This is a genomic window from Janthinobacterium sp. SUN118 (assembly GCF_030397695.1).
Classification (GTDB): Bacteria; Pseudomonadota; Gammaproteobacteria; order Burkholderiales; family Burkholderiaceae_D; genus Janthinobacterium.
Genome location: NZ_JAPUBV010000003.1, coordinates 258,553 through 283,646, shown reverse-complemented (window position 1 = coordinate 283,646; position 25,094 = coordinate 258,553). Strand labels below are relative to the sequence as shown.

Annotated in this window: 26 protein-coding genes; 15 read left to right on the top strand and 11 right to left on the bottom strand. The window is 63.5% G+C overall.

Annotated elements, in window-relative coordinates; genetic code table 11:
- Positions 1-66 precede the first annotated feature (66 nt).
- Positions 67-813, top strand: a complete 747-nt coding sequence (locus O0880_RS20345; protein ID WP_071325012.1) for a hypothetical protein — start codon at positions 67-69, stop codon at positions 811-813.
- Between the two features lie 87 nt (positions 814-900).
- Here O0880_RS20345 and O0880_RS20340 read toward each other — a convergent pair whose 3' ends face one another.
- The 4 genes from O0880_RS20340 to O0880_RS20325 all read right to left on the bottom strand — a co-directional run bounded on the left by O0880_RS20340 (position 901) and on the right by O0880_RS20325 (position 3,129).
- Positions 901-1,140, bottom strand: a complete 240-nt coding sequence (locus tag O0880_RS20340; protein WP_029496207.1) for a hypothetical protein — start codon at positions 1,138-1,140, stop codon at positions 901-903.
- A gap of 242 nt (positions 1,141-1,382) precedes the next feature.
- The gene (locus O0880_RS20335) at positions 1,383-1,652 is read right to left on the bottom strand and encodes a hypothetical protein (protein WP_289888416.1); all 270 of its coding nucleotides are present in this window, start codon (positions 1,650-1,652) and stop codon (positions 1,383-1,385) included.
- A gap of 214 nt (positions 1,653-1,866) precedes the next feature.
- Positions 1,867-2,127: a hypothetical protein gene (locus O0880_RS20330; protein ID WP_071325014.1), complete on the bottom strand. Its 261-nt coding sequence runs from the start codon at positions 2,125-2,127 to the stop codon at positions 1,867-1,869.
- A gap of 84 nt (positions 2,128-2,211) precedes the next feature.
- Positions 2,212-3,129 carry an SDR family oxidoreductase gene (locus O0880_RS20325; RefSeq protein ID WP_289888415.1) on the bottom strand — a complete coding sequence of 306 codons (918 nt, stop codon included), beginning with the start codon at positions 3,127-3,129 and terminating at the stop codon, positions 2,212-2,214.
- A 12-nt stretch (positions 3,130-3,141) separates the two neighbouring features.
- Between O0880_RS20325 and O0880_RS20320 the strand changes: the two genes are divergently transcribed.
- From O0880_RS20320 to O0880_RS20300, 5 genes are all read left to right on the top strand, one after another.
- Positions 3,142-4,167: a CDP-6-deoxy-delta-3,4-glucoseen reductase gene (locus O0880_RS20320; RefSeq protein WP_289888414.1), complete on the top strand. Its 1,026-nt coding sequence runs from the start codon at positions 3,142-3,144 to the stop codon at positions 4,165-4,167.
- A gap of 91 nt (positions 4,168-4,258) precedes the next feature.
- Positions 4,259-5,530, top strand: a complete 1,272-nt coding sequence (locus tag O0880_RS20315) for an MFS transporter (protein ID WP_289888412.1) — start codon at positions 4,259-4,261, stop codon at positions 5,528-5,530.
- Positions 5,531-5,568: 38 nt separating this feature from the next.
- A complete protein-coding gene (locus O0880_RS20310; RefSeq protein ID WP_071325018.1) occupies positions 5,569-6,234 on the top strand; it encodes a DUF1345 domain-containing protein in 666 nt (221 codons plus the stop codon).
- 253 nt (positions 6,235-6,487) lie between these two features.
- Positions 6,488-6,865, top strand: a complete 378-nt coding sequence (locus O0880_RS20305; RefSeq protein ID WP_071325019.1) for an HPF/RaiA family ribosome-associated protein — start codon at positions 6,488-6,490, stop codon at positions 6,863-6,865.
- Positions 6,866-7,127: 262 nt separating this feature from the next.
- Positions 7,128-8,093 carry a GGDEF domain-containing protein gene (locus O0880_RS20300; protein ID WP_071326653.1) on the top strand — a complete coding sequence of 322 codons (966 nt, stop codon included), beginning with the start codon at positions 7,128-7,130 and terminating at the stop codon, positions 8,091-8,093.
- Positions 8,094-8,145: 52 nt separating this feature from the next.
- On the opposite strand, the gene O0880_RS20295 is transcribed toward O0880_RS20300, so the two are convergent.
- Positions 8,146-8,769, bottom strand: coding sequence for a DUF5610 domain-containing protein (locus O0880_RS20295; protein WP_289888410.1), 624 nt, complete (start codon positions 8,767-8,769; stop codon positions 8,146-8,148).
- 168 nt (positions 8,770-8,937) lie between these two features.
- Between O0880_RS20295 and sbcB the strand changes: the two genes are divergently transcribed.
- Positions 8,938-10,386, top strand: a complete 1,449-nt coding sequence (sbcB, locus tag O0880_RS20290; protein WP_289888409.1) for an exodeoxyribonuclease I — start codon at positions 8,938-8,940, stop codon at positions 10,384-10,386.
- 135 nt (positions 10,387-10,521) lie between these two features.
- Here the strand turns inward: sbcB and pyrF are convergent, their stop codons facing one another.
- Positions 10,522-11,346, bottom strand: coding sequence for an orotidine-5'-phosphate decarboxylase (gene pyrF / locus O0880_RS20285; RefSeq protein ID WP_289888408.1), 825 nt, complete (start codon positions 11,344-11,346; stop codon positions 10,522-10,524).
- Positions 11,347-11,513: 167 nt separating this feature from the next.
- Between pyrF and O0880_RS20280 the strand changes: the two genes are divergently transcribed.
- The 4 genes from O0880_RS20280 (at position 11,514) to O0880_RS20265 (ending at position 14,321) form a co-directional block, all read left to right on the top strand.
- On the top strand, positions 11,514-12,128 hold the full coding sequence (locus O0880_RS20280) for a LemA family protein (protein WP_071325023.1): 615 nt from the start codon (positions 11,514-11,516) through the stop codon (positions 12,126-12,128).
- Between the two features lies 1 nt (position 12,129).
- Positions 12,130-12,963 (top strand): TPM domain-containing protein, encoded by an 834-nt coding sequence (locus O0880_RS20275; protein WP_289888406.1) that lies wholly within the window; start codon positions 12,130-12,132, stop codon positions 12,961-12,963.
- A complete protein-coding gene (locus tag O0880_RS20270; protein ID WP_289888403.1) occupies positions 12,963-13,484 on the top strand; it encodes a TPM domain-containing protein in 522 nt (173 codons plus the stop codon). Before O0880_RS20275 ends, O0880_RS20270 begins: the two co-directional genes overlap by 1 nt.
- 72 nt (positions 13,485-13,556) lie before the next feature.
- Entirely contained in the window at positions 13,557-14,321 is a 765-nt protein-coding gene (locus O0880_RS20265; protein WP_071325026.1) for an SDR family oxidoreductase, read from the top strand.
- Between the two features lie 12 nt (positions 14,322-14,333).
- On the opposite strand, the gene O0880_RS20260 is transcribed toward O0880_RS20265, so the two are convergent.
- Positions 14,334-14,567 carry a hypothetical protein gene (locus O0880_RS20260; protein WP_289888402.1) on the bottom strand — a complete coding sequence of 78 codons (234 nt, stop codon included), beginning with the start codon at positions 14,565-14,567 and terminating at the stop codon, positions 14,334-14,336.
- A gap of 55 nt (positions 14,568-14,622) precedes the next feature.
- Between O0880_RS20260 and O0880_RS20255 the strand changes: the two genes are divergently transcribed.
- Entirely contained in the window at positions 14,623-15,294 is a 672-nt protein-coding gene (locus O0880_RS20255; RefSeq protein WP_289888401.1) for a VanZ family protein, read from the top strand.
- A 20-nt stretch (positions 15,295-15,314) separates the two neighbouring features.
- Here O0880_RS20255 and O0880_RS20250 read toward each other — a convergent pair whose 3' ends face one another.
- Positions 15,315-15,668 (bottom strand): hypothetical protein, encoded by a 354-nt coding sequence (locus O0880_RS20250; RefSeq protein ID WP_289888400.1) that lies wholly within the window; start codon positions 15,666-15,668, stop codon positions 15,315-15,317.
- A gap of 156 nt (positions 15,669-15,824) precedes the next feature.
- Between O0880_RS20250 and O0880_RS20245 the strand changes: the two genes are divergently transcribed.
- Entirely contained in the window at positions 15,825-16,295 is a 471-nt protein-coding gene (locus tag O0880_RS20245) for a hypothetical protein (protein ID WP_289888399.1), read from the top strand.
- Between the two features lie 781 nt (positions 16,296-17,076).
- Here the strand turns inward: O0880_RS20245 and O0880_RS20240 are convergent.
- Positions 17,077-18,219 (bottom strand): peptidase M24, encoded by a 1,143-nt coding sequence (locus tag O0880_RS20240; protein ID WP_289888398.1) that lies wholly within the window; start codon positions 18,217-18,219, stop codon positions 17,077-17,079.
- A gap of 352 nt (positions 18,220-18,571) precedes the next feature.
- A complete protein-coding gene (locus O0880_RS20235; RefSeq protein WP_071325030.1) occupies positions 18,572-20,089 on the bottom strand; it encodes a dipeptidase in 1,518 nt (505 codons plus the stop codon).
- A 216-nt stretch (positions 20,090-20,305) separates the two neighbouring features.
- Here O0880_RS20235 and O0880_RS20230 point away from each other — a divergent pair, with 216 nt between their 5' ends.
- Both O0880_RS20230 and O0880_RS20225 read left to right on the top strand, forming a co-directional pair.
- A complete protein-coding gene (locus O0880_RS20230; RefSeq protein ID WP_289888397.1) occupies positions 20,306-21,304 on the top strand; it encodes an LLM class flavin-dependent oxidoreductase in 999 nt (332 codons plus the stop codon).
- Between the two features lie 317 nt (positions 21,305-21,621).
- Positions 21,622-22,863: an MFS transporter gene (locus O0880_RS20225; protein WP_289888396.1), complete on the top strand. Its 1,242-nt coding sequence runs from the start codon at positions 21,622-21,624 to the stop codon at positions 22,861-22,863.
- A 459-nt stretch (positions 22,864-23,322) separates the two neighbouring features.
- On the opposite strand, the gene O0880_RS20220 is transcribed toward O0880_RS20225, so the two are convergent.
- Positions 23,323-24,963 carry a M28 family peptidase gene (locus tag O0880_RS20220; protein ID WP_289888395.1) on the bottom strand — a complete coding sequence of 547 codons (1,641 nt, stop codon included), beginning with the start codon at positions 24,961-24,963 and terminating at the stop codon, positions 23,323-23,325.
- Between the last annotated feature and the right edge of the window lie 131 nt (positions 24,964-25,094).

Genomic DNA, 25,094 nt, shown 5'->3' with positions numbered 1-25,094 from the left:
TTCACACCGCCAGCCTCTCCGTTTCTTCGCCGTACTTTCCCCAACACTGTTTATCAAAGGACATTCATGGATACGAACGACAGTTTCAAGGCAATTGCCGATTTGAATTTGGACGCGATCAAGGTCAAGCTGATGCACCGGGAATCCGGCGAGGGATGGAGCCTGGACAAGGCCAATGCGGTGGAGTTCGAGTATCGCCGCTTCCTCATCCTCATGAAGCAGTTCCCGCAGGAAGAAACGGCGCCGCTGATGGATGTCGACACCTTCTGGCACTATCATATTCTCGACACGCTGAAATATGCGGCCGATTGCCAGCAAGTCTTTGGCTACTTCCTGCACCATTTCCCCTACATCGGCCTGCGCGGCGAAGACGACGAAGCGGCGCACCACCGCGTGGGCGAGCGCATGAAGCAGTTGTACGAGCAGACATTCGGCGAAGATTACATCCGTGCAGAGACGGCATATTCGGGACGCGCCGTGCAGGCGGCGTTTTCCAGTGCGGCAGTACAGGCGACGGCATTTTCCAGCGCGGCGGTACAGGCGACCGCATACTCGGGCCGGGCCGTGCAAACGGCATTTTCCAGCGCAGCCGTGCAGGCGACGGCATATTCGGGACGGGCCGTGCAAACGGCGTTTTCCAGTGCAGCGGTGCAAGCGACGGCGTATTCGGGCCGCGCTACCGGTGCCGCGCAAACCGCTTTTTCCAGCGCGCCCGGCAAACTGGCCGCAGCGCTGGTCGAGTCATCCCCGACTGGCCTGGAAACAGGGCGCTTCTATACGGATCGTCCGACTCTGAGCCCGGACACGCAATAGAAAACCGGAAGACAGGTATGGCTGCCGCACGCGGCAAGCTTGACTAACGCAGACGGCACCTCTCAGTTTGCCGTCTGTCAGGCGCTCTTAGGCAGCCATCAACTCGCGCAGCTCACGAATGCTGAAATCGCTGATTTCATGCATGCGGATGAGGATCGTGGCGCCGATCGGCAAGGTGTTGTGACGAATCTTGCTGATAACGGGTGGCGCCACTTCCAGTGCTCGCGACAGGGCGGCATCATTTTTCAGCTGCAGCTTGTCGATGATCGCATCGAGGACGCGATTCGGGTTGTAGGTAGGCAAAGAGGTAATTTGTTTGAGAGACATAATCGAAAATCCGTACTTGTTGTATTAATGCAAAAAGAAACCGAATGTCGCTTTTGCAATAATTCATGGTAAACACACTAAAAAGCGCCATCACTTATGCGGTTTTTATTCCGCAAACAATATAATACACGCTATTGTTGATTTTTGCGTAACTTAAAGCAAAATTGTGATAATTGAAGAGAATTGACGCACTTGGAATGTGCTAGAGGATAACTCAAAATGGAAAAATTTGCTGCAAGTCATCAATTTTTACGATGAGCAACACCGCTATGCATGAACCAGGCTATGGCCATGAGGGTGCTCAGGCGGGCCATGTCGGCCGATAAATGCCAGCCGCGCGCGGCCACGCCGGCCGGCGTCACGCCCAGGCCGGCGCCCGTCCTGGCATCCACGCGGCACCAGGCCAGTTGCCGGCGGATTTCATCGGGTGGAGGAGGCGGCTGCCGCGCATGTTCGCGGCGGCGCATGTAGGCACGCACTTGCTCCTTGCTGGGATGACTCATCTGATGCATCAGCTGCTCCCGTCGCGCCGGCGCGTGACCGGCCAGCGCGATGAATTGCGGTAAGAACCATGCCGACACGGCACATGTGACGACATCGCCCACCATATCGCCACGCCGCCCTGACACGTTTGCGCTGCATCAAAGTCCGGGCCCCGGTGTTGCGCCGGGGCGCCGCGGCTTCATGCCAGCGGCGGCCTGAGGAGCGGTCGCCGCTGGCCTGCCGTCATTTCTTTTGCTGGCGTACCCGCTGCTGCTGCTTTTCCTGCGTTTGCTGGCGGTTCTGCTTGCGCTCGAACAGGGTCACCGCATCCTTCTTTGCCTGCTCCACGGTGCGCATTTCCTCATGTGCATCGTGCGGCACGAAAAATTCGGCATCCTGCGCTGCCACGACCAGCTTGATGGCGGCCTCGTCATCGAGGTCATACAGTTCCGTCAGGACGGTGGTGACCTCGTCCAGGTATTCTTCGTAAGTGAGGGTGGTCATGCTGTATTCCTTTAGTAGATGGCGCGCGTCAGGCCCGGCGCGCGGCGCGCCGGCCAGTGCAAAATGCGAAAATAACCGGCCATTTTAACTGATGCCGGCCTTGCCGTCCGACATCGATTGCAAGGCATCGGCCACGCGCGGGTAGCGCAGGCGCACGTCCAGCTCGCGCTTCATGCGGCGATTGTCCATGCGGCGCGACTCGGACATGAACGACAGCAACATCGGCGTGACCGCTTGCTGCAGCGCCGCCCGGGGCAGGCGCGGCGGGCGCGGCAGGCCGAAGGTATCGGCCACGGCATCGAAATATTCCGCCATTTTCAGTTCGCTGTCATCGCTGGCGTGATACATGCGCCCCGGCCTGCCCCGCCACAGGGCCCGCTCGATGATGCGCGCCAGGTCGTCGGCGTGGATATGGTTGGTGTACACGTCATCGGCCTCGGCCAGCGCCGGCGTGCCTTCACGCAAGCGTTTCAGGGGCAAGCGGTCGTCCGCATAAATGCCGGGCACGCGCAGGATGGCGACGCTGGCGCCGCGGCGCGCCCCCCAGGCCCGCAAGACCTGCTCCGCATCGACGCGCCGCTTCGCGCGCGCATTGGCCGGCGCCACGGGCCGCGTTTCCGCCACCGTGGCGCCGCCGCAGTCGCCATACACGCCGCTGGTGCTCACATACACCATCCGCGCATGCTCGGGTAAAATGGCGGCCAGATTCCGCGTGCGCCGGTCCAGCAAGCCGGACGACAGGGGCGGCGCCAGGTGCACCACCATGGATGCCAGCCCCGCCAGCCGTTGCAGGCTGGCGCGGTCGTCGAGGTTGGCCACGATGGGCACGGCGCCGGCCTCACGCAGCTGCGCACAGCGCCCCGGCTGACTGGTGACGGCAAAGACGCGAAAGCGCGCGCGCAGCAAGGGCAACAGCCGCATGCCGACGTCGCCACAGCCCAGTATCAGCAGGCGCGGCAGCCCCACCGGCTTGCGCAAAGAATGCATTAACATATTTTTCATCTCAAGGATTGTATGACTTTTCAAGTTACTGTTCAGCCCAGCGGCCACCAATTCAGCTGCGAGGCGGACGAAACCGTGCTGGCGGCGGCGATCCGCGCCGGCGTGGGCTTGCCCTATGGCTGTAAAAACGGCGCCTGCGGCTCCTGCAAGGGCAAGGTTGTCGCCGGCAGCGTACAGCACAAGGCGCACCAGCAGCGCGCCCTGACGCCGGAAGAAGAAGCGGCCGGCTTTTCCCTGTTCTGCTGCGCCACCACGCAAGCCGACCTCGTCATCGAGGCGCGCGAAGTGGCCGGCAGCAGCGACTATCCGATCAAGAAGATGCCGTCGCGCGTGACGACGATCGAGAAAGTGGCGCCCGACGTCGTCGTCCTGACCCTGCAGCTGCCGGCCAGCGAGCGCCTGCAGTACCGCGCCGGACAGTATATCGAATTCATGCTGCGCGACGGCAAGCGCCGCTCGTACAGCATGGCCAGCGCACCGAGCGACGGCGGCCCCGTGACCCTGCACATCCGCCACATCCCGGGCGGCCTGTTCACCGACCAGGTGTTTACCACGCTGAAGGAGCGCGACATCCTGCGCTTCGAAGGGCCGATGGGCACCTTCTTCCTGCGCGACGATTCCGACAAGCCCGTCGTGCTGCTGGCCTCGGGCACGGGCTTCGCCCCGCTGAAAGCCATCGTCGAGCACATGATCCATGCACAGTCGACGCGCCCGATCACCCTGTACTGGGGCGGCCGCCGTCCGCACGACCTGTACATGGATGCGCTGTGCCGCCAGTGGGCCGCCGACTTGCCGCAGTTCACGTATGTGCCCGTCGTCTCGGAAGCCTTGCCGGAAGACGCATGGAGCGGCCGCACGGGCTTCGTGCACCAGGCCGTCATCGCCGACTTGCCCGACCTGTCCGGCCACCAGGTATATGCGTGCGGCGCACCGGTGATGGTCGATTCGGCCAAGCGCGATTTCGTGCAGCAATGCGGCCTGCCCGACGACGAGTTCTACGCGGACGCCTTCACCACCGAAGCCGACCTGGCCAAGTAGGCAGCCACCTTCCAGACAGCGGGGCGCTGCTGGTGCGGCGCCCCGCCGCCGCCACGCCGTCCCTGCCACCCCGCTGTTCCCTGGAAATATCATGTCTCTCGCCTCCGCCGGCAACGGCTTCAGTATCTTGCGCCACCGCAACTTTGCCTGCTACCTGTCGGCCCGCGTACTGGGCACGGTGGCCGTGCAGATGCAAAGCGTGGCCATCGGCTGGCAGGTGTATCAGATCACGGGCAGCCTGTTCGACCTGGGCCTGATCGGCCTGGCGCAGTTCGCGCCCTTCCTCGTGCTGATCTTGCCCGCCGGCCACGTGGCCGACCGCTACAACCGCCGCAACATCATCGCCTGGTGCCTGGCGGCGCAGCTGGCGTGCGCGCTGGCCCTGCTGGCGTTCACCGTCAGCGGCCTCGCCATCGTCTGGCCCGTGTTTGCCGTGCTGGTGCTGTTCGGCAGCGCGCGCGCCTTCATGATGCCGGCCACGCAAGCCGTGCTGGTGAACATGGTGCCGACGCAGCACTTCAGCCGCGCCCTGGCGCTCAGCTCCTCGAGTTCGCACGTGGCCATCATCCTCGGCCCCACCCTGGGCGGCCTGCTGTACTACTTCGGCCCCAAGGTGGTGTACCTGATCTCGTCCGCGCTGCTGGTCGCGTCCGTCCTGCTGATGCGCGCCACCACGCCGGCGCCGCAACTGGTGAAACGCGAACCCGTCAGCTGGCACACCCTGCTCGAAGGCTTGCGCTTCGTCTGGTCGAAACCGATCGTGCTGGGCGCCATCTCGCTCGACCTGTTCGCCGTGCTGTTCGGCGGCGCCACGGCCCTGCTGCCGGCGCTCGCGCACGACGTGCTGCATATCGGCCCCAGCGGCCTGGGCCTGCTGCGCACGGCGCCCGGCGCCGGCGCGGCCCTGTGCTCGATCGCGCTGGCCTGCTTCCCCATCACGCGCCGGGTCGGCGCCTGGATGTTCGGCGGCGTGGCCGTATTCGGCCTGGGCACCCTGGTGCTGGGCAGCACCAGCTATTTCCCGCTGGCCCTGGTGGCGCTGTTCCTGATGGGCGCCGGCGACATGGTCAGCGTCTACATCCGCCACCTGCTGGTGCAGTTCGAGACGCCCGACGAGATACGCGGCCGTGTCAGCGCCGTGAATGCCGTCTTCATCGGCGCCTCGAACGAACTGGGCGAGTTCGAATCGGGCCTGACGGCCGGCTGGTTCGGCCTCGTGCGCGCCGTCCTCTTCGGCGGCGCCGCCACCCTGGCCGTGACGGGCGTGTGGGCCGTGCTGTTCCCCGTGCTGTCGCGCATGGACCGCTTCCCCCACCACGAGAAAGAGGCGGCCTCCAGGGCGGCCACCGCGACCACGACTTAAGGGCTAAGATGCGCTATCGCCACTGAGGTCACCGCGCCATGAAAATCACGCTTCCGTTTCACAGCTTCATCCGCAGCCGTCCGCACCTGAGCCTGGCCACCGCCATCGGCGTGGCGGCCGGCCTGCTGCTGCCGGCGTCATGGCAACAGATGACGCGGCTGCTGACGGCCTGGAACGTGGCCGTCTGGTTCTACCTGGCGACCATGGCCTGGATGATGATGCGTGCCAACCATCACAAGGTCAAGGCCATGGCGCAGCGCCAGGATGAACGGGCTGCCACGGTCCTGTCGGCCCTGTCCGTCGCTTCCGTGATGAGCCTGGCAGCCATCATCTCGCAGCTGTCGTCCATGAAGGACATGGCCGCCGATGAGCGGGCCCTGCACTACGCGCTCACCATCCTGACCCTGGTCGGCTCGTGGTTCCTCGTCGGCACCCTGTTCTGCTTTCACTATGCGCACCTGTTTTACCAGGCCGACCCCGCACTGCGCCCCCTGAAATTCCCCGACGACGAGCCCGACCCCGATTACTGGGACTTCCTGTATTTCTCGTTCACCATCGCCGTGGCCGTGCAAACGTCGGACGTGTCCGTGCAGACGCGCATGATGCGGCAAATCGTGCTGGGACAATCCGTGCTGAGCTTTTTCTTCAACCTGGTCGTGCTGGGCCTGTCCATCAATATCGCTGCCGGCCTGATTAACGGCTGAAGACGGCGTCAGGGCGGGACTGGCGGCGGGCCGTAAAAAATTCCTTGAGGAAACTTGATCTGGCTGTAGGGTTAAGCCCATCTTAATCGTGCAAACCCCTTGAAATTGTAGAAACTGGAGTAAGATAAGTTACATACACGAGGTCATGTGTATGAGGCAAGAACCAGGCGCCGACGCGCCCTGGCAGCGAGCAGTACCGCTGCCGTGCATGGCGCCTGAGATGGGTTTTTTTTGAATTGACAGGAGTAAGCATATGCAAATCAATATTCATACCGACAGCACCATCGCCAACACCGCTGGACTGAACGAACATGTGCAATCCGTACTGGAAGCCGCACTGAACCGCTTCCGCGACAACCTGACCCGCATCGAAGTCCACCTCAGCGATACGAACGGCCCGAAAGGCGGCGCGGACGATATCCGCTGCGTCATGGAAGCACGCGTTGCCGGCTACCAACCAATTGCCGTCACTGAACAAAACGCCACCGTGCACCAAGCCGTTGCCGGCGCCACCGACAAACTGAAACGCGCCATCGATAGCGCGCTGGGCCGCCTGCAAGACAGCAAGCGCCACGCCACCGGCAAGAATGCCGTGATCGATACGACGGAAGTCGAAGAAGCGGCCGAGTAATTCCCCACCCGCAGTTTTGCCAGAGACCAAGGCAGCCGTTCAAGGCTGCCTTTGCACATCGGGCGCACCGTTTCGCCAGCGGCAACAACGCTATCAAAACCACAAGCATTTCAGCTTATTAACGCGACAATGAAATAATTGTCGTATTTCTCACAGTAAGTGACCTCAAGCAAGCCTTTGCCGTTACGGCCGGGGCAGCTTTACGCTATCATGAAGATACCGGCACGTTGCTCGCGGGCGCCGGATTTTTGAAAGTGTGATTGTGGAACAGATCGGCAACTTTGGTGCTTCAGGCTGCAACATCGGCGATTTACAGCTATTTCGCGATGGGGCGGACAGCCGGACGACCGCCATGCTGGCCCCCTGCCCCGTCATGCGCCTCGAAGCGGGCGAAGCCATTACCGACACGCGCGGCGCCAGCCTGTACATCGTCCTGCGCGGCTCGCTGGCCGTGGCCGCCGATACCCATACGGGCATGGATGACGGCACCGTCAGCAAGGTCTTGCCCGGCGAAAGCGTGGGCGAACAATCGGTGCTCGACGAAGCGAGCAACCTGGCCGCTATTTCCGCACTGGAAGAAACCGACTTGCTGGTGATCGACGCGGCCATCGTCTGGGAATTGATCGAGCAGTCGAACGGCCTGGCGCGCAACCTGCTGCGCCTGCTGTCCTTCCGCATCCGCGCCGCCAACGCCCTGCTGCGCCGCCGGCAGAAACTGGGCGAATTCTACCGCCAGCTATCGATGGTCGACAGCCTGACGGGCCTGTACAACCGCGCCTGGCTGACGGACCTGCTGCCGAATATGATCGTCACGGCCCACGGCAGCGGCGCGCCGCTGTCGCTGATCATGATCGACCTCGACCATTTCAAGCGCTTCAACGACACGCACGGCCACCAGGCGGGCGACCAGGCCCTGCGCATCGCCGCGCAAGTGCTGGGCGCGGCCCTGCGGCCGACGGATTTTGCCGTGCGCTACGGCGGCGAGGAATTGATGGTGATCTTGCCCGATACCAATGAAAATGTGGCCCTGCGCGTGGCTCAGCGCCTGTGCGAACGCATGCAGCAAGCCATCATCTTCAACGACATGCGTAGCCCGCTCCCGCACATCACGGGTTCGTTCGGCGTGGCCAGCCTGGCCCGGGAGCAGGACGACCATGGCCTGATCGCGGCGGCCGATGCGGCCCTGTACCGTGCCAAGGCGGCTGGCCGCAATAGAGTAAGCACCTGATGCAGCGTCCATGGCGCCTGCACATGTTCTCGGGCGCCTGACGTCATTCGTCTCAGGCCGCCTTGCTGTCGGCCGGCTTGGCCGGTGCGGCGGCGTCATCCTTCTTGCTGCCGTGCGCGGCGATGAAGTCCGCATAGCCCTTCTGCACCAGCGCATAGGTCTTGTCGATATTGCTGGCGATATCGCCGCCGAGCACCTTCAAGCCCTCGAGGATGTCGCGCGCCTCCTTGAAGCCTTTTTCCATGCCGCCACTGATGGTGTCCATGAACTTGCTCAGGGCGGCATCGTCGTCCAGCTCGGGATTCTGCTTCTTGAATGCGTCAAAAAACCCCGTCGACAGCGATACAATACGGCTCGCCGTCGCTTCGGCGCTATTGTCCTGCGAGGCCGCGTTCTGGATCGCGTCGTCGCCGTACTGTCCCTGCAACGCTTCATTGATGCTGGTGATGGCCGATTTGTAGACCAGCGCCAGCGGATCGTTCTGCGCGCCGATCGACACGTTCAGCGATGCCTGCATGATGGATGCGTTCAATTGCAGCTTCGTACGGTCGTTAACGCTCATTTCCGTCTTGCTGGCGTCCTTTTGCTGGACTTTATCGTCCTTGCCGGCAACGCCGGAACTGATGGAACTCACGGAAGCGGCGGAATTGCCGCCTGCGGCGATGGGAATTGACACGATAGGCCTCCTTGAACGGGCAATGTATGACACCATGCGAAAACCGCAACGGTGACTATCCTCTCGTGTAGTATCGGCAGGTTTTCAGAAAACTGTAGCGATGACGCCTTGAGCGGCCCGGACAAAACATTCAGCAACCCATCAGCACACGATAAGCAACGACCATCAATGACTAAGCAGACTTTCCTTTGGCACGACTACGAAACCTTTGGCGTCCAGCCGCGCCGCGACCGCCCGGCCCAGTTCGCCGCTATCCGCACGGATGCCGAACTCAACGAGATCGGCGAACCCATCATGCTGTATTGCCAGCCTGCCAATGATTTCCTGCCCGACCCACAGTCGTGCCTGATCACGGGCATCACGCCGCAGCAATGCCTGCAACTGGGCGTGCCCGAGCACCAGTTCGCCGCCACCATCGAAGCGGCCTTTTCCGAGCCGGGCACCATCGGCGTGGGCTACAACACCATCCGTTTCGACGATGAAGTGACGCGTTTCCTGTTCTGGCGCAACCTGATCGACCCGTATGCGCGCGAATGGAAGAACCATTGCGGCCGCTGGGACATCCTCGACGTCGTGCGCATGACGCACGCGCTGCGCCCGGAAGGCATCGAATGGCCAAAGCGCGACGATGGCCAGACCAGCTTCAAGCTGGAACACCTGAGCAAGGCCAATGGCCTCGTCCACGAAGCGGCGCATGATGCGCTCTCGGACGTGCGCGCCACCATCGCCCTGGCGCGCCTGATCAGGGAAAAGCAGCCGAAACTGTTCGAATTCTGCCTGGCCCTGCACAAGAAGGACAAGGTCGCCAGCGAAATGGGCATGCACCTGGCTGCCAGCGAGCGCCAGCCCTTCCTGCACGTGTCGGGCATGTTCCCGGCCGAACGGGGCTGCCTGGGCGTCGTCTGGCCGCTGGCCGCGCATCCGAGCAACAAAAATGAAATCCTCGTGTGGGATTGCCAGTACGACCCGCGCGAACTGTTCAGCCTGGACGCGGACACCATCCGCACGCGCCTGTTTACGCGCAAGGACGCCATGCCCGAAGGCATGACGCGCCTGCCCGTGAAAAGCGTACACCTGAACAAGTCGCCCATGCTGGTCGGTAATTTGAAGACCCTGTCGCCTGCCATGGCCGCGCAATGGGGCATCGACGTGGACGCCGCGAAGATCAACGCGCAATTCGCCGCCACGGCGCCGAACATGGACGCCATCTGGGCCGAAGTGTTCCAGCGTCCGGGAGCGAATACCGCGCTGGACGTGGATGAGGATTTGTACAATGGTTTCGTCAGCAACGACGACCGCCGCCTGCTCGAGTCGCTGCGCCGCGAAACGCCGGCCAAGCTGGCCACGGCGCGCCCCTCGTTTGCCGACGAGCGCCTGCAGGAACTGCTGTTCCGCTACCGCGCCCGCAATTTCCCGCAGACCCTGAGCGAAGCGGAAAGCCTGCGCTGGGAACAGCACCGCGCCGCCCGCCTGTTCGACGGCGACGGCGGCGCCCGCACCATCGAAATGCTGTTTACGGAAATCGACGTACTGTCGGAATCCGTGGATGAGCGGGGGGAAGAGATACTGGGCGAACTGTACGACTATGCGGAGATGGTCGCGCCCATGCGCGACTGAAACCCGGGCAGGTAGGATTGGCGAAGCGTAATCCGACAAGTGCCGACGACGACTCATGTCGGCTTACGCCATGCGGCCAAGCCGAGCTGCCAATGAAAAATGCCGGGCTAGCCCGGCATTTTTTATGGATGCAACTTAAACCGAACGATGGGCATTGATCGCATCGCGCGTTTCAATCGCCACGCGGCGCGCCGCATCGGCGAAGTCTTCGCCAGCCTGCGGCGTGGCGTAGATGATGGCGCGCGAGGAGCTGATCATCATGCCCATGCCATTGGCCGTCTGGCCCGCGCCGACGGTGGCGGCGATGTCGCCGCCCTGGGCGCCGATGCCGGGCACCAATAAAGGCATGTCGCCGACGATGGCGCGCACCTGTGCCAGTTCCTCCGGGAAGGTGGCGCCGACGACGAGCGCGCACTGGCCGTTCTTGTTCCATTTCTCGGCCACCAGGCGCGCCACGCGCTGGTACAGCGGCACGCCGTCCGTATCGAGGAATTGCAGGTCCGAGCCGCCCGGGTTCGAGGTGCGGCACAGGATGATCACGCCGCGGTCGCTCCACGCCAGGTAAGGGTCGAGCGAATCTTCGCCCATGTAGGGGTTCACGGTGACGGCGTCGGCGCCGTAGCGCTCGAACGCTTCGCGCGCGTATTGCGTGGCCGTGGCGCCGATGTCGCCCCGTTTCGCGTCGAGGATCAGCGGGATGTGCGGGTAATTCTCGCGCACGTAGCGGCAAATGTCTTCCAGCTGCTTTTCCGCGCCCAGCGCGCCGAAATACGCGATCTGCGGCTTGAAGGCGCAGGCCAGGTCGGCCGTGGCATCGATGATGCGCGTGCAAAAGGTGGTGATTCCATCGGGCAAGTCGCGCAATTCGGCCGGCAGTTTCGCCAGGTCGGGGTCCAGTCCCACGCACAGCAGGGAATTATTGGCCGTCCACGCGGCGGATAATTTATTGATGAAATTCACGGCACACCTTCTCTATATTCAGTTGCAAACCCCGTATTGTAACGCGGCGCGGGCTTGCCACGGCAGTCCGCGCCCGCGCCGAAGCGGTCTGGAGCGCTTATTAAACCAACATCTTGTGCCGTTTCAGGTATATTTGCCTCACCTCCCCTTTACGCACGGAACCCATCATGCAAATCACCAATCAATTCACCAAATGGCTGCGCCTGGCGCTGAGCGTCACCGTCCTGGCCGGCGTCCTGACGGGCTGCGGCTACAACGACTTCCAGAGCAAGGACGAGGCAACCAAGGCCGCCTGGGGCGAAGTGGTCAACCAGTACCAGCGCCGCGCCGACCTGATCCCCAACCTGGTGAACACCGTCAAGGGCTATGCCACGCACGAACGGGAAACGCTGGAAGCGGTGACCAAGGCGCGCGCCGCCGCCACCAGTTTCCAGATCACGCCGGAAGTGCTGAATGACCCGGCCGCGTTTGAAAAGTTCCAGCAAGTGCAGGGGCAACTGTCGTCGGCCCTGTCGCGCCTGATGGTGGTGTCCGAGAAATACCCGGACTTGAAGGCCGACACCAGCTTCCGCGACTTGCAGTCGCAGCTGGAAGGCACGGAAAACCGCATCACCGTGGCGCGCCAGCGTTACATTACCGCCGTGCAAGACTACAACGTGCATGCGCGCAGCTTCCCGAACAACCTGACGGCCATGGTCTTCGGCTACAAGGTCAAGCCATCGTTCACGGTGGAAAATGAGAAGGCCATCTCGACCGCGCCAACCGTCGATTTCGGCAAATAAGATGAAAGCCTGGTCTTATCTGGTGGCGCTGGCGACGGCGCTGCTGCTGTGCACCAGCCTGCCCGCCAGCGCGCAGGAGCTCGTGCCCGTGCCGCCACTGGCGGCGCGCGTGACGGACGACGCCGGCATGCTGGACGCCAAGCAAAAGGCGGCGCTGGAAGCCGTGCTGGCCGATTACGAAGCCAAGACGGGCAGCCAGATCGCCGTGCTGCTGGTCAAGAGCACGGCGCCGGAAGCGATCGAGCAATACAGCATCCGCGTGACGGATGCGTGGAAGCTGGGCCGCAAGGGCGTCGACGACGGCGTGCTGCTGATGGTGGCGAAAGACAACCCGTCCGCCCTGCGCCGCCTGCGCATCGAGGCGGGCCGCGGCGTGCAGGGCGTGCTGACGGATGCGCAATCGAAACGCATCCTGCAGGATGTCATCGCGCCGCATTTCAAGCAGGATGACTATTATGGCGGCCTGGTGGCCGGCATCGGCGCGATAGCCACCTTGCTGAACCAGGAGCAATTTCCCGCGCCAGCCCAGCAGCAGGCGCCGCGCACGGTGGAAGCGGGCGGCCTGACCTTCTGGCTGCCGCTGCTGTTCTTCGGCTTCCTCATCGTGCTGACCCTGTTCCGCTCGCGCGGAGGACCGACGCGGCTGCAGCGCGGCAGCAACTGGTCCAGCGGCGCCACGGGCGTCGTGCTGGGCAGCATCCTCAGCCAGGCGCTGAACAACCGCGGCGGTGGCGGCTTCGGCGGCGGCGGCGGTTTTGGCGGTGGCGGGGGCGGCGGTGGTTTCGGTGGCGGCGGCGGCGGTTTTGACGGCGGCGGCGCCTCGGGAGATTGGTAATGACGAAACAACTGACATTCGGACAGCGCTGCGGGCGCGCCTTGAAGCATTTGCGGGGCACGCCGGCAACGGGCCGCCAGGCTTTCCCGGAAAGCACCTTGCAAGCCATCGAGACGGCCATCGCCGACGGTGAACGGATGCACCAGGCGGAAGTGCGGCTGATCGTCGAGGCGGCCCTCACACCGGGCATGGCGTACCAGGGCGTGAGCAACCGCGAACGGGCGCGCGAACTGTTCGCCCAGTATGGCGTATGGGACACGGAAGACAATGTGGGCGTGCTGATCTACATCAACCTGGCCGAACACCAGGTCGATATCGTGGCCGACCGCAACGTGGGCCGCCGCGTCACGCCGGAGCAGTGGCAAGCCGTGTGCCGCACCATGACCAAAGGGTTTAAGGATGGCAACTACCACGACAGCACCCTGGATGCCTTGCAGCAGCTAAACAGCTTGCTGCAAAGCCACTTCCCCGCCAATGGCGCGCGCGGCAACCAGTTGCCGAACGAACCCATCCTCCTCTGAATGGCGGGCAGGGATTAGAATCTGCCATTGCCGCGCACAATGGCAGCGCGCCCCAGCCGCCGAGGAGAACACATGAAACTGATCAATAAAACCGCCATCGTCACGGGCGCCACGCAAGGCATCGGCCTGGCGTGCGCCAGCCGCCTGCTCGCCGAAGGGGCGCAGGTGATGCTGGTCGACATCAAGGAAGAAGGCGCGCAAGCCGCTGCCGCCCTCGGTCCGCAGGCGCGCTTCTTCTGCGCCGACGTCAGCCAGAAGGCGGACGTGGACGCCATGCTGAAGGAAACCCTGGCCCAGTTCGGCCACATCGATATCCTCGTCAACAATGCGGGCGTGACGCACGCGGCCGATTTCCTCGATGTCTGCGAAGACGATTTCGACAGGGTCATGCGCATCAACCTGAAGTCGATGTTCCTGTGCGGCCAGGCCGTGGCGCGCGAAATGGTCAAGCGCAACAGCGGCTGCATCATCAATATGTCCAGCGTCAATGCGGAGCTGGCCATCCCGAACCAGGTGCCCTACGTGGTGTCGAAAGGCGCCATCAACCAGCTGACCAAGGTCATGGCCTTGAATCTCGCCCCGTACGGCGTGCGCGTGAACGGCATCGGGCCGGGCACCATCCTGACGGAACTGGCCAAGCAGGCTGTGCTGTCCAGTCCGGAGGCGCGCCACACGATCTTGTCGCGCACGCCGCTGGGCCGCTGCGGCGAACCGGAAGAAGTGGCCGGCATCGCCGCCTTCCTGGCCAGCGACGACGCCACCTACATGACGGGCCAGACCATCTATGTGGACGGCGGACGCATGGCGCTCAATTACACGGTGGCCGTGAAGGAATAAGCGCAGCACGCGTCAAGTTATATCAAAAATCAATAATAGATATCTGAAAATACCATTAGACACATATAGTGCGACGCAGCATAATGCACCTGTCTCCACTATTCTCCTCCAAGAAAATAGTTTTAAGCCCGCTTTCACCAGCGGGCTTTTTTTTTCTGCTACTCCTGCAACATGGCTATTCTTGCCACCTCCCATCCTCGCCTGAAATAAAATCGCGCCCTCGCAAAAAATGTTGCGGCGTGTCATAGGCCCGTCATTTTCTCCCCCTATACTTGCTTCATCTGCTGTACAGGCAACCGATATGCCTGACTACAGACAGGTGTGCCGCCATGGCACACCACTCCCTTTCATGACCGTGGCGCGCGCCGGCAAGGCGGGCGACAAGGTTAGTACCGAGCAACTCTCACTCTTGACCCATTTCATTTGGGTTTTTGGCCCGCGCCCCCGCGGGCCTTTTTTTTGCCAGCGATACACATCCTTGCGCAAAAACACGACCGTCCCTCCCACCCATGATATTGTTCGCTTCCCTATGCTTTCCTTCACGACCATGTTCCCGCCCCTGCTCCAGCTGTGTTTTGCCGACCGATACGAACGCCTGCGCTACCGCACCGCGCTGCTGCTGTACGTACTGGTGATCCTGATCGGCGATATCCCCGGCGTGCGCGCCGACGTCGGCCAATATGCCTCGGGCGGCGTGCTGCATTCCGTCGGCTACGGCGTGCTGGCGCTGATTCTGTTCAGCGGCACGGGCGGCAGCATGGGCCGCCGCGCGCTGCTGTCGATCCTGATGGTAACGGCCATGGGCGCGCTCGACGAGTTCATCCAGAGTTTCCTGCCCTACCGCCGTGGCGCAGTCCAGGATTGGATGGTCGATATCACGGCCGCGGTCGCCGTTACCCTGCCGCTGTGTTTCCTCTGGCCCAAAATGGTCGCCGCCGCGCTGGGCCAGGCAAGGCCGTTGCCAGAAGCTTAGTGCCTGGCGCGCAGCCGGCGTCAAGCGCGTTCGTTGTTGTCGCTGCCGAGCAATTCCAGCGGCAGTTGTTCCTGGCTGCGCGCGCTACGCGTGCCCATGCGCCGCATCAGGGAGCGCATCTCGCGCCGGCTGCCGGCGCCCAAAGCGCGCGCCGCGTCGCGCTGCATGTCCAGCAACTGTTCCGAACGCGCCAGCCGCACCAGGCCATGCAAGGCCTGTGCCAACACATGGCGCGCACGGGCATCGCGCGCGGTGCCGATAATGGCCAGCACCAACTCATCAATCAGCTTTACGGTAGGACCTGATGACATTTTTTCTCCTGGTTCAACAGTGAGGAAACGTGCGCACGCACGAAGGGTTTTCGTGAGCATCATTTATACCAAGCACGACAGTCAGCCGCTTGATCTAGCTCAATCGACAATGACAGGCAGCGAACATCTTCCATCCACCGCGCTCTTATATGCAGCTATTGCCGATATCCGCATCGCCGTTGGTGCCGATCCCGAATGTTCGACCATGAGGAGACCAAGATGAGATCACAAACCCCTTTGCTGCTGACTGGCATGCTGTGTGCGCTGCTGGTCGCCTGCCATGCCACGGACGATGCCAGCCTGGCCCGTAGCAACAGCGGCGTAACCTATGCCGCGCCCGCCGCCACGACGCCACAAAGCACCCCTGCCAGCACCGCCGCCAGTACCGCCACCGATACCAGCAACATGAGCAACGACACCGCGCCAGCCACCCTGAATATCAGCTCGGCCACCGTGCAATCGATAGAAACCGTGCCGCGCGGCATGGATCAGGGCAGTGGCGACATGCAGGCGGGTACATCGGGCACTGCGGGCACCGGCAGCAGCGCTGGCGCCGCCGGCAACATGCTGTACCGCGTCACCCTGCGCCTGGACGACGGCACGACGCGCACCTTTGTGCAAAACACCCAGCCCGCGTTCCAGATCGGCGAACGGGTCAGCGTGCAACGGGGCGTGATGCAACGCTATTAACCGGGCGCCGGCCGTGCCATGCATCGTGCCGGCTATCCGCGCCGCTGGCGCCTGGCACATGAGGCTTGGGGCTTGGGGAAAGTGACAGTCGGACGGGCGACAGTCGCAAGGGCGGCACCCGGTAGCCATCCGGTACTTGTCGGTGCGGCAGCGACAGTGCTGCGGCGGCGTGGCAGCGTCGGCTGCAACTGCGGTTGTGGTTGCTGCTACAACTGCGGTTGCGGTTGCGGTTACCTGTTGCTGTTGCGGTTACTACTGTGGTTGTGGTTGTGGTTGTGGTTGTGGTTGTGGTTGTGGTTGTGGTTGTGGTTGTGGTTGTGGTTGTGGTTGTGGTTGCTGCAGCAACTGCTGCAACGGAAATCTCGCACCTGAAGCGACCGCCGCTCATGACAAGGCAAGGCATGGTTCGGTACGCCTGTTGCAGATGGTGCGGATGGACGGGTACGGCATCGGCCTCAAACCGGCCTCTCAAACGGCAGCGCTGATTTAAAGCTTCATTTAAAGCTTAAAGAGCTAGCTTAAAGAGCTTAAAGCGAAAGCGCCTGGCCGGATTAAAGCCGAGCCCCGCTCGGCTTGACTAGGCTCGGCTTGACCAGACTCGGATTGGCCAGGCTGGACTCGGTTTGGTTTGCTTTGGTTTGCTTTGGTTTGCTTTGGTTTGCTTTGGTTTGCTTTGGTTTGCTTTGGTTTGGTTTGGTTTGGTTTGGTTTGGTTTGGTTTGGTTTGGTTTGGTTTGACTCGGTTTGACTCGGCCTGGTCTGGTCTGGTTTGCCTGGTAGCGCTAAGCCAATGCCAGTGTCAATGGCCGGCTACGTCCCTGCACGACGATGGAGGGCCAGGCGGGGTCATGCGTCAGGTTATGCAATTGGTTGGCGTCGAGCAGGAAGGTGTCTTCCACCGTGCTGCCAGGCAGGCTGGGGTGAAACGCCAGCGCCATGCCGCGCTTCAGGATGATTTCCGTATGCGCGCCGGCCGCCACTTCGGGCGCCAGGTAGCCATGAATGCCGCCCTGGCGGCTGGTGCGCACCGTATCGGGCTGGCCTGCATATGCATAGGCGCTGTCGAGCGCGTGATACACCATGCTCAGCGCATGGCCCGTCTCGCACGCGTCGAGGGCCACGGCTTCCAGCGCCAGCATGGCCGCATCGGCGTCGTCCATGCCGCCCGCCGCCCCGGCCGTGCCCGTGCTCATGCCCGTGCTCAATGTGGGGCCGAAGCGCCGTTGACGGCTCAGGCTGGCGCACAGGCCAAAACGCCGCGCGCACAGGGCCAGCACGGCGTGCGAACCGAGAGCGTCATGGGCAGCCGGTGCACGGCGATAACGCTGCTGACGCTCGGCCCCGGAAGCCAGCACGTGCACGGCTTGCAAGCCGCGCAGCCACAGGGCGCGCACGCACGCGGCGGCCAGTTCCCGCTCGCTCCACTCGGGGCGGGCCTGGCGCAGCGCGTCCGCTGCCGCGCTGGCGGCCAGCTGGCCCACTTGCCGGTAGCGCGACTGCTCCGATTCCAGCAGCACCAGCCGCTCTTCGCGCAAGGCCACGGGCAAGCTGCGCTCATGCAGTCCGGGCCGATCGGACAAGATCGGCGCGCCACCGGCTACATGCTGCACGAAATGCTCGCGCAATTCATACAGTTGGGGCTGCATCCATGGCGACACTTGCCACGTCCACGGCCCGCGCACTTCCTCTTCGCGCATGCGCATGGCTTCAGCCTCGTCAGTCAGGATGTAAGCGGCGTCGCGCGTCACCAGCACCTCCGCACAGCCGCACTCGGCTGTCTGGCAATGGCTGTTCGACGCGCCCGCCGTGGCCCAGGCAAACCAGTCCACGCCGCGCAGGCGCACGGCACCGGCACGCTGGTCTTCCAGCCAGCCGCGCATCTGCGCCAGCTTGTGCGCCACTTCCAGTTCCAGCGGCCAGTTCATGATCGCTCTCCATCCGGGACCAGCCGCAACGCTGTCCCGCCTGCCACGCCTGCCCGGCCCGCCGCCAGCCGGACGTCCTGTTTGCTATGCATACCTGCCCCCTTCCCACATGGAAACGTATGACACGCATGCATGCAAAAAGTTCGGCAGCCGGCGTTGTCTCAGGGTTGCAGTCTATGCCGCCAGCCTTTTTTTTCAAGCCTTGGCGCCTATCCCGCCAGATAAATACCTGCACAGCCGACGGCCCGCCGAAGCGGGGAGCCGTCGCGTGGCTTGCCCCGTTGCCTCCTCGCGTCCTGTCCGCATCCAGGCCAAACAGGCCGCAGAAGACGCTGCCTGCCGTGACAGGTTCTTATTGCGCCAGCTCAATGAGCACGGCCGTGTACATCTGCAAGTTCAACAGCAATTGCTTTTCCGTGATGAATTCGTGTTCGGAATGCCCCGTGTACACCGTATGCGGCATGGCCGGGCCAAAGCTGACGGCGTTCGGGAACAGCCGCGAATTGGTGCCGCCGCCGATGGCCACCGGTTGCGGATCGGCGATGCCCGTGTAGTGCGAAAAGACGGACAGCAGGGTGGGGATCTGCGGCGCCGCCGTCTGCAGCCACGGTTCGCCGATCTGCACCTGCAAGGTGGCCGGCACATGACGCCGCGCCTTCCAGCCATCGAACGCGGCCGTCACCTGCTGCTGCAGCACGGCTGCCGTCTTGCCTTGCGGACGGCGCAGGTTGATATTCAGTTCCAGTTCGCCTCCATTCTGCTTGAGCACGGTCGGCGCCACCGTCATCGGCCCCATGAAGCCATCGCGGTAGGCGATCTGGCCAAAGCGCTCGCCGTGGATGCCCGTGCCCACCAGTTCATTCAGGAACGACAGCATGTCGGCCGCCTGTGTGCCCTGCCATGGCCGCACGGCCAGCGCGTCGGCCAGCATGCTGATGGCGTTGACGCCATCCTCCGGCTTCGACGAGTGGGCCGACACGCCCAGCGCCGTCACCGTCAGGGTGTCGCCGTCCCGCGCGTAGCTGTAGCGCACGCCCTGTTGCGCCTGCGCCCGCGCGCGGATGGCCGCTTCCAGCGCTGGCGGCGCATGCGCGATGACGGCGCTCGCATCTTCCGGGATCTGGCTGCCGAAAAAGCCGCCCGTCAAGCGCGTCAGCACGGGGCCGCCGCCCACCGGCAAGGCCGTGCGCGGCGGCAAGGTCAGCTTGATCGAACCGTAGCCCTTCTCGGCCGTCACCACCGGGTATTCCGCGTCGATGGTGATGTTCACCTGCGGCGGCGTATGGGTCTTGAGGAACTGTTTCAATGGCTCCCAGTCCGATTCCTCGGCCATGTAGACGTACAGCTCGATGCGCTTGCTCAGCGGGACTTTCTTATCCTGGATGGCCTTCATCGCATACAGGGCCGTGGCGATCGGGCCCTTGTCGTCTTCCGTGCCCCGTCCCAGCAGCTTGCCCGGCTCGCTGGTGCGGTCCAACTCGAACGGCGAACGGGCCCACTTGGCGGGATTCACCGGTTGCACGTCGCCGTGCGTGATGACGCCCACGCGCTCGCTGCCACTGCCCATGCCGATGATCACCACATGGCCGTGATCGTGAAAATCAAAGCCGAGGCGCTGCGCCTCTTGCGCCAGGTAGCGCTTGAAGCCCGTGTGCTGGGGATTGTCGGCAAACGGCACGGCCGGGTCGGCCACCGTGTTGTAGCTGACCATCTTCGCCAGGCTGGCGATCAGCGGTTCGGGATAGGTGGCCAGCGCATGGCGGGCCGTTTCCTGCGCCTGCGCACTGACGGGCGCGGCGTGGGCGGCAAGCGGGAAGGCGGACTGCAGCAGCAGGGTCAGCAGGGTCAGCAGGACGGGTTTCTTGGTCATGGCGAGGGGTGTAGGGTTGGGAGGCACACTCTAGCATTGCTGTCATGAATTTCCAATCAAGGCGAGTTTTTTACCGATCAGTACGCAAATTCCCGATTCGCATTATCATGTGCACAGCCTGTCTTCCCCGCCATGCTGTTGTGGCTGACCCTGCTGTCGTCAGGGGATAGACAAATCGTCCATTGTGATTTTCCACCACGTCCCGATATCGCTACCATGATTCCATTTTCCATACTCGACCTGGCCCCCATCGCCGAAGGCAGCGACGCCAGCCAGTCGTTCAAGAACACGCTCGACCTGGCGCAGCACGGCGAACGCTGGGGCTACAACCGCTACTGGCTGGCCGAACACCACGGCATGCCCGGCATCGCCAGCGCCGCCACGGCCGTCGTGATCGCCCATGTGGCGGCCGGCACGAAAACCATCCGCGTGGGCGCGGGCGGCGTCATGCTGCCTAACCATTCGCCGCTGGTCATCGCGGAACAGTTCGGCACCCTGGAAGCGCTGCATCCGGGCCGCATCGACCTGGGCCTGGGCCGTGCCCCCGGCTCCGACCAGACGACGGCGCGCGCCTTGCGCCGCGACCTGCAATCCGATGCCGAGCAATTTCCGCAGGACGTGCTGGAATTGATCGACTATATGTCCGACGAGCCGCGCCAGCGCGTGCTGGCCGTGCCTGGCAAGGGCGCGAAAGTGCCCGTGTGGATACTCGGCTCGAGCCTGTTCGGTGCCCAGCTGGCGGCCCACCTGGGCTTGCCATATGCGTTCGCCTCGCATTTCGCGCCGCAAATGATGCTGCAAGCCGTGGCCTATTACCGCGAACACTTCAAGCCTTCAAAACAGTTGGCGAAACCGTACGTGATGCTGGGTTTCAACGTGTTTGCCGCCGACACGGATGCGGAAGCGCACTTGCGCGCCACGTCGATGCAGCAGGCGTTCGTGAACTTGCGCACGGGGCGCCCGTCGCGCTTGCAACCACCGGTGCCCGGTTACCTGGAGCAGCTGGGCCCGCAGGAACGCGCCATGCTCGATTCCGTCCTGTCGTGCACGGCCATCGGCGCGCCAGACACGGTGAAGGCGAAGATAGCCGCCTTCATCGCCGAAACGGGCGCCGACGAGCTGATGATCACCTCGCAAATTTTCGAGCATCAGCACCGGCTACGCTCGTACGAAATCACGGCGCAAGTGCACGCGGAACTGGCGCGCCAGTCATAACAACGCTGCCCAGTCTGCCGCGGGCGCAAGCGCGTGGTCGACGAGCCCCTGCACCGTGCTGATGCATGGAACCGCCGAGGCAGCGGGCAATGCAGGCCGCCGAAGCACGCAATCGGCACGCTCAGCAAGTGTAGCAATTGTTTTCTGTTTTCCTCCCTCGGTATATCCCCGTATACCCTTTTCCCGGCCATCGGCAACGATCGCCGGGATTTTTTTTGCCTGGCGTCCCGCCGCCAGAATCGGCCATGCCCGGCAAGAAATGCGCAGCCCCGCTATCATGCTGATCCAAAAGCGTCATTCCAAGAAAGTCGTATCGCATGAAACCAGCTGTTCCCGCCGCACCCGCTACCCTCGACGCCAGCACCCTGCTGAGCGCCACCCGCATCCTGCTGTTTGCCCTGTCCGCCGGCGTGCTCGTCGCCAGCCTCTATTATGTGCAGCCGCTCACGTCCATGCTGGCCGCCTCGTTTGGCGTCAGCGTGCCGCAAGCGGGCTACCTGGTCACGGCCACGCAAATCGGCTATGTGCTGGGCATCGTCTTCCTCGTGCCGCTCAGCGACGTGCTGAACCGCCGCCAGCTGCTGACGTGGATGTTGATCGCCAAGATAGCCGCCCTGCTGCTGGCGGCCACCAGCCAGAATATTATTGTCTTTGCCATCGCCAGCGTCTTGATGGGGATCACGGCCAGCGCATTGATGGTGGTCACGGCCATGGTGGCCTCGTATGCGCCCGATCACAGCCGGGGCCGCATGGTGGGCACCGTCATGACGGGCCTGTTGCTGGGAATCTTGCTGGCGCGTACAGTGTCCGGCACGGTGGCGCAGATCAGCGGCGGCTGGCGCACCGTCTACGTGCTGGCCGCCATCGTCGTCGCGGCGCTGCTGTTGATGCTGCGCCGCATCCTGCCGAACGAGGCGCCACGGGGCAAGCTGCAATACGGCAAGCTGATGGCCTCGCTGGCCGACATCATCCGCCAGGAGCCGCTGCTGCGCCAGCGCGCGCTGTTCTCCGGCCTGGGCCTGGGCACCTTCAGCGTGTTCTGGACGGGCCTGACCTTCTTGCTCAGCGGCGCGCCCTACCACTACTCGGAAATGCAGATCGGCCTGTTCGGCCTGGCGGGCGCCACGGGGGCGTTTGCCGCGAACACGGCGGGCCGCATGGCCGACCGCGGCTACGCGCGCCAGGCCACGTGGCTGCTGGCCGTCGCCTCGCTGGCGGGATGGGCCCTGATCGGCTTCGGCGCCCACTCGCTGGTGCTGCTGCTGGTCGGCATCGTCCTGCTGGACATGGGCGTGATGGGGCTGCAAGTGACGCACCAGTCCATCATCTATAAGCTGGCGCCGCATGCGCGCGCAAGGGTCACCACCGTCTTCATCGCGGGCGGCTTCATCGGCGCCTCGGCCGGTTCGGCGCTGGCCAGCGCCAGCTTTGCCGCCGGCGGCTGGCTGGCCCTGTGCGCCGTCGGCGGCGCCATGCCGCTCCTGCTGCTGCTGGTGTGGAGCAAGTACCGCCACACGCAGCGCCGGCTGGAGCGGGCCGCCCAGACATCTATCACGTAGGTCGAATTAGCGGCAGCACGCCGCGTAATCCGACACTGCCGCGCCAACCATGTTGTCGGATTACGCTCTTCGAGCTAATCCTACCTACGACCCTGCTGGTGTGGAGCAAGTACCGCCACACGCAGCGCCGCCTGGAACGGGCCGCCCAGGCATCTATCACGTAGGTCGAATTAGCGGCGGCACGCCGCGTAATCCGACACTGCTGCGCCAACCATGTTGTCGGATTACGCTCTTCGAGCTAATCCGACCTACGATCCTGCTGGTGTGGAGCAAGTACCGCCACACGCAGCGACGGCTGGAACGGGCCGCCCAGCCATCTATCACGTAGGTCGAATTAGCGGCGGCACGCCGCGTAATCCGACACTGCTGCGCCAACCATGTTGTCGGATTACGCTCTTCGAGCTAATCCGACCTACGATCCTAAAAAAAACCGCTCCCTCGAGCGGTTTTTTTACGTCCTTACTGCGCCGGTTCGCGCGCCTTGCCGAACGCGTCGCCCGCCTTCCAGGCCGGCATCTTCGCGCCGTTCGCCACGGCCTGGCCCAGGTTCAGGGTGAACTGCGCCTGCTGCGTCATGCCGGACAAATCCCAGCTGGCGTCGTACTCATCGGTGACCTGATGATAGCGGGGGCCATACGCGGCCGCCTTCGCTTTCGACGCTTCCACGTCCTTGATGTACTCGCGTCCGCCATTGATGGAGAACGCGGGCACGCCCGCCTTGGCAAAGCTGAAATGGTCGCTGCGGAAATAGCCGCCGGCCAGGTCAGGGCGCGCTTGCGCGATATGCATGCCCATGGCTTTCGCCACCGTGGCCGCCATGGCGCCCAGTTCCGTGCGCTCGCTGCCCTGTGCGCCGATGTCATGCGTGGCGCCGACGAAGTTCAGGCTGTCGAGGTTGAGCGCGGCAGCCGTCTTGTCCAGCGGCCACAACGGGTCGGCCGCGTAGGCGGCGCTGCCCAATAAACCCTGTTCTTCGGCCGCCACCCACAGGAAAATCTGCGTGCGCCTGGCCGGCTTTTTCACGGCTTCCTGCGCCATGGCCAGCAAGCCTGCCGTGCCCGAGGCATTGTCGACGGCGCCGTTATAGATGGTGTCGCCCGTGTCACCCTGCTTGCCCAGGTGATCCCAGTGGCCGCTGTAGATGACGGCTTCATCCTTCAGTTTCGGATCGGTGCCCGGCACCATGCCGGCGATGTTGAACTGCTCCACCTTGCGCACGGCGGACTTCATTTCGCCCGACAGTTTGGCGTCCAGTGCGACGGCTTTAAAGTCCTTGCTTTCCGCCTTGGCGCGCAAGGCGTCCAGGTCCTGGCCGCCGGCCGCAAACAGGCGGCGCGCCGCCTCTTCCGTGATCCAGCCCTGCAACGGCGTGCCTGCCGTGCGGTCGGCCAGCTGGAAGCGCTCGCTGCCGCTCCAGCTGTTCTGCACCACGCTCCACGCATACGATGCCGATGGCTTCGTGTGGATCAGCAACACACCGGCGGCGCCCTGGCGCTTGGCTTCCTCGAATTTATACGTCCAGCGGCCGTAATACGTCAGCGCCTTGCCGGCGAAGCGGTTCGGTTCGGCCACGGTCGGCTGCGGGTCGTTGACCATCATGACGACGATCTTGTCCTTGACATCGACACCGTTGAAATCGTTCCAGCCTTCTTCCGGCGCCGTGATGCCGTAGCCGACGAACACCAGCGGCGCATCCAACGTGTGGGCGGCAACGGAGTCGCCCGTGGCCCATACCCAGTCCGGGCCGAACGCCAGCGGCACGGCCTTGCCGCCCGCCACGGCTTGCAGGCTGCTCTCGGCCGGCAGCGACTTCACGCCGGCGATCTGCACGCTCTGGCGGTAGCTGTTGCCGCGCACGGGTTTCAGCCCTGCCATCTGCGCCTGGGTTTCCAGGTACGCCACCGTCAGGTCGGCGCCGCGCTGGCCCGTGCCGCGGCCTTCCAGCAAGTCGTTCGACAGGAAGGCCAGGTGGGCGCGCAACGGCGCTTCCTGCACGGTCGGCAAGTCCTTGGCGGCAGGCGCGGCGGCGTGCGCGGAAAACGCCAGCGCCAGGCTGGAAGCGAGCGCCGTGAAGGCCAGGGAGGAAAACAGCTTCTGCATAAGATCCTTTTGATAAGAGGAGTAAGTCAGTCCGGCGGATGGCCGAGCCGGCGATTGTATGCCATGGGGCAAGCACAGCAAAATGCGGGCGAAAAAAATCCCCGCGCAAGGGCGGGGATTCTTCAATGAAA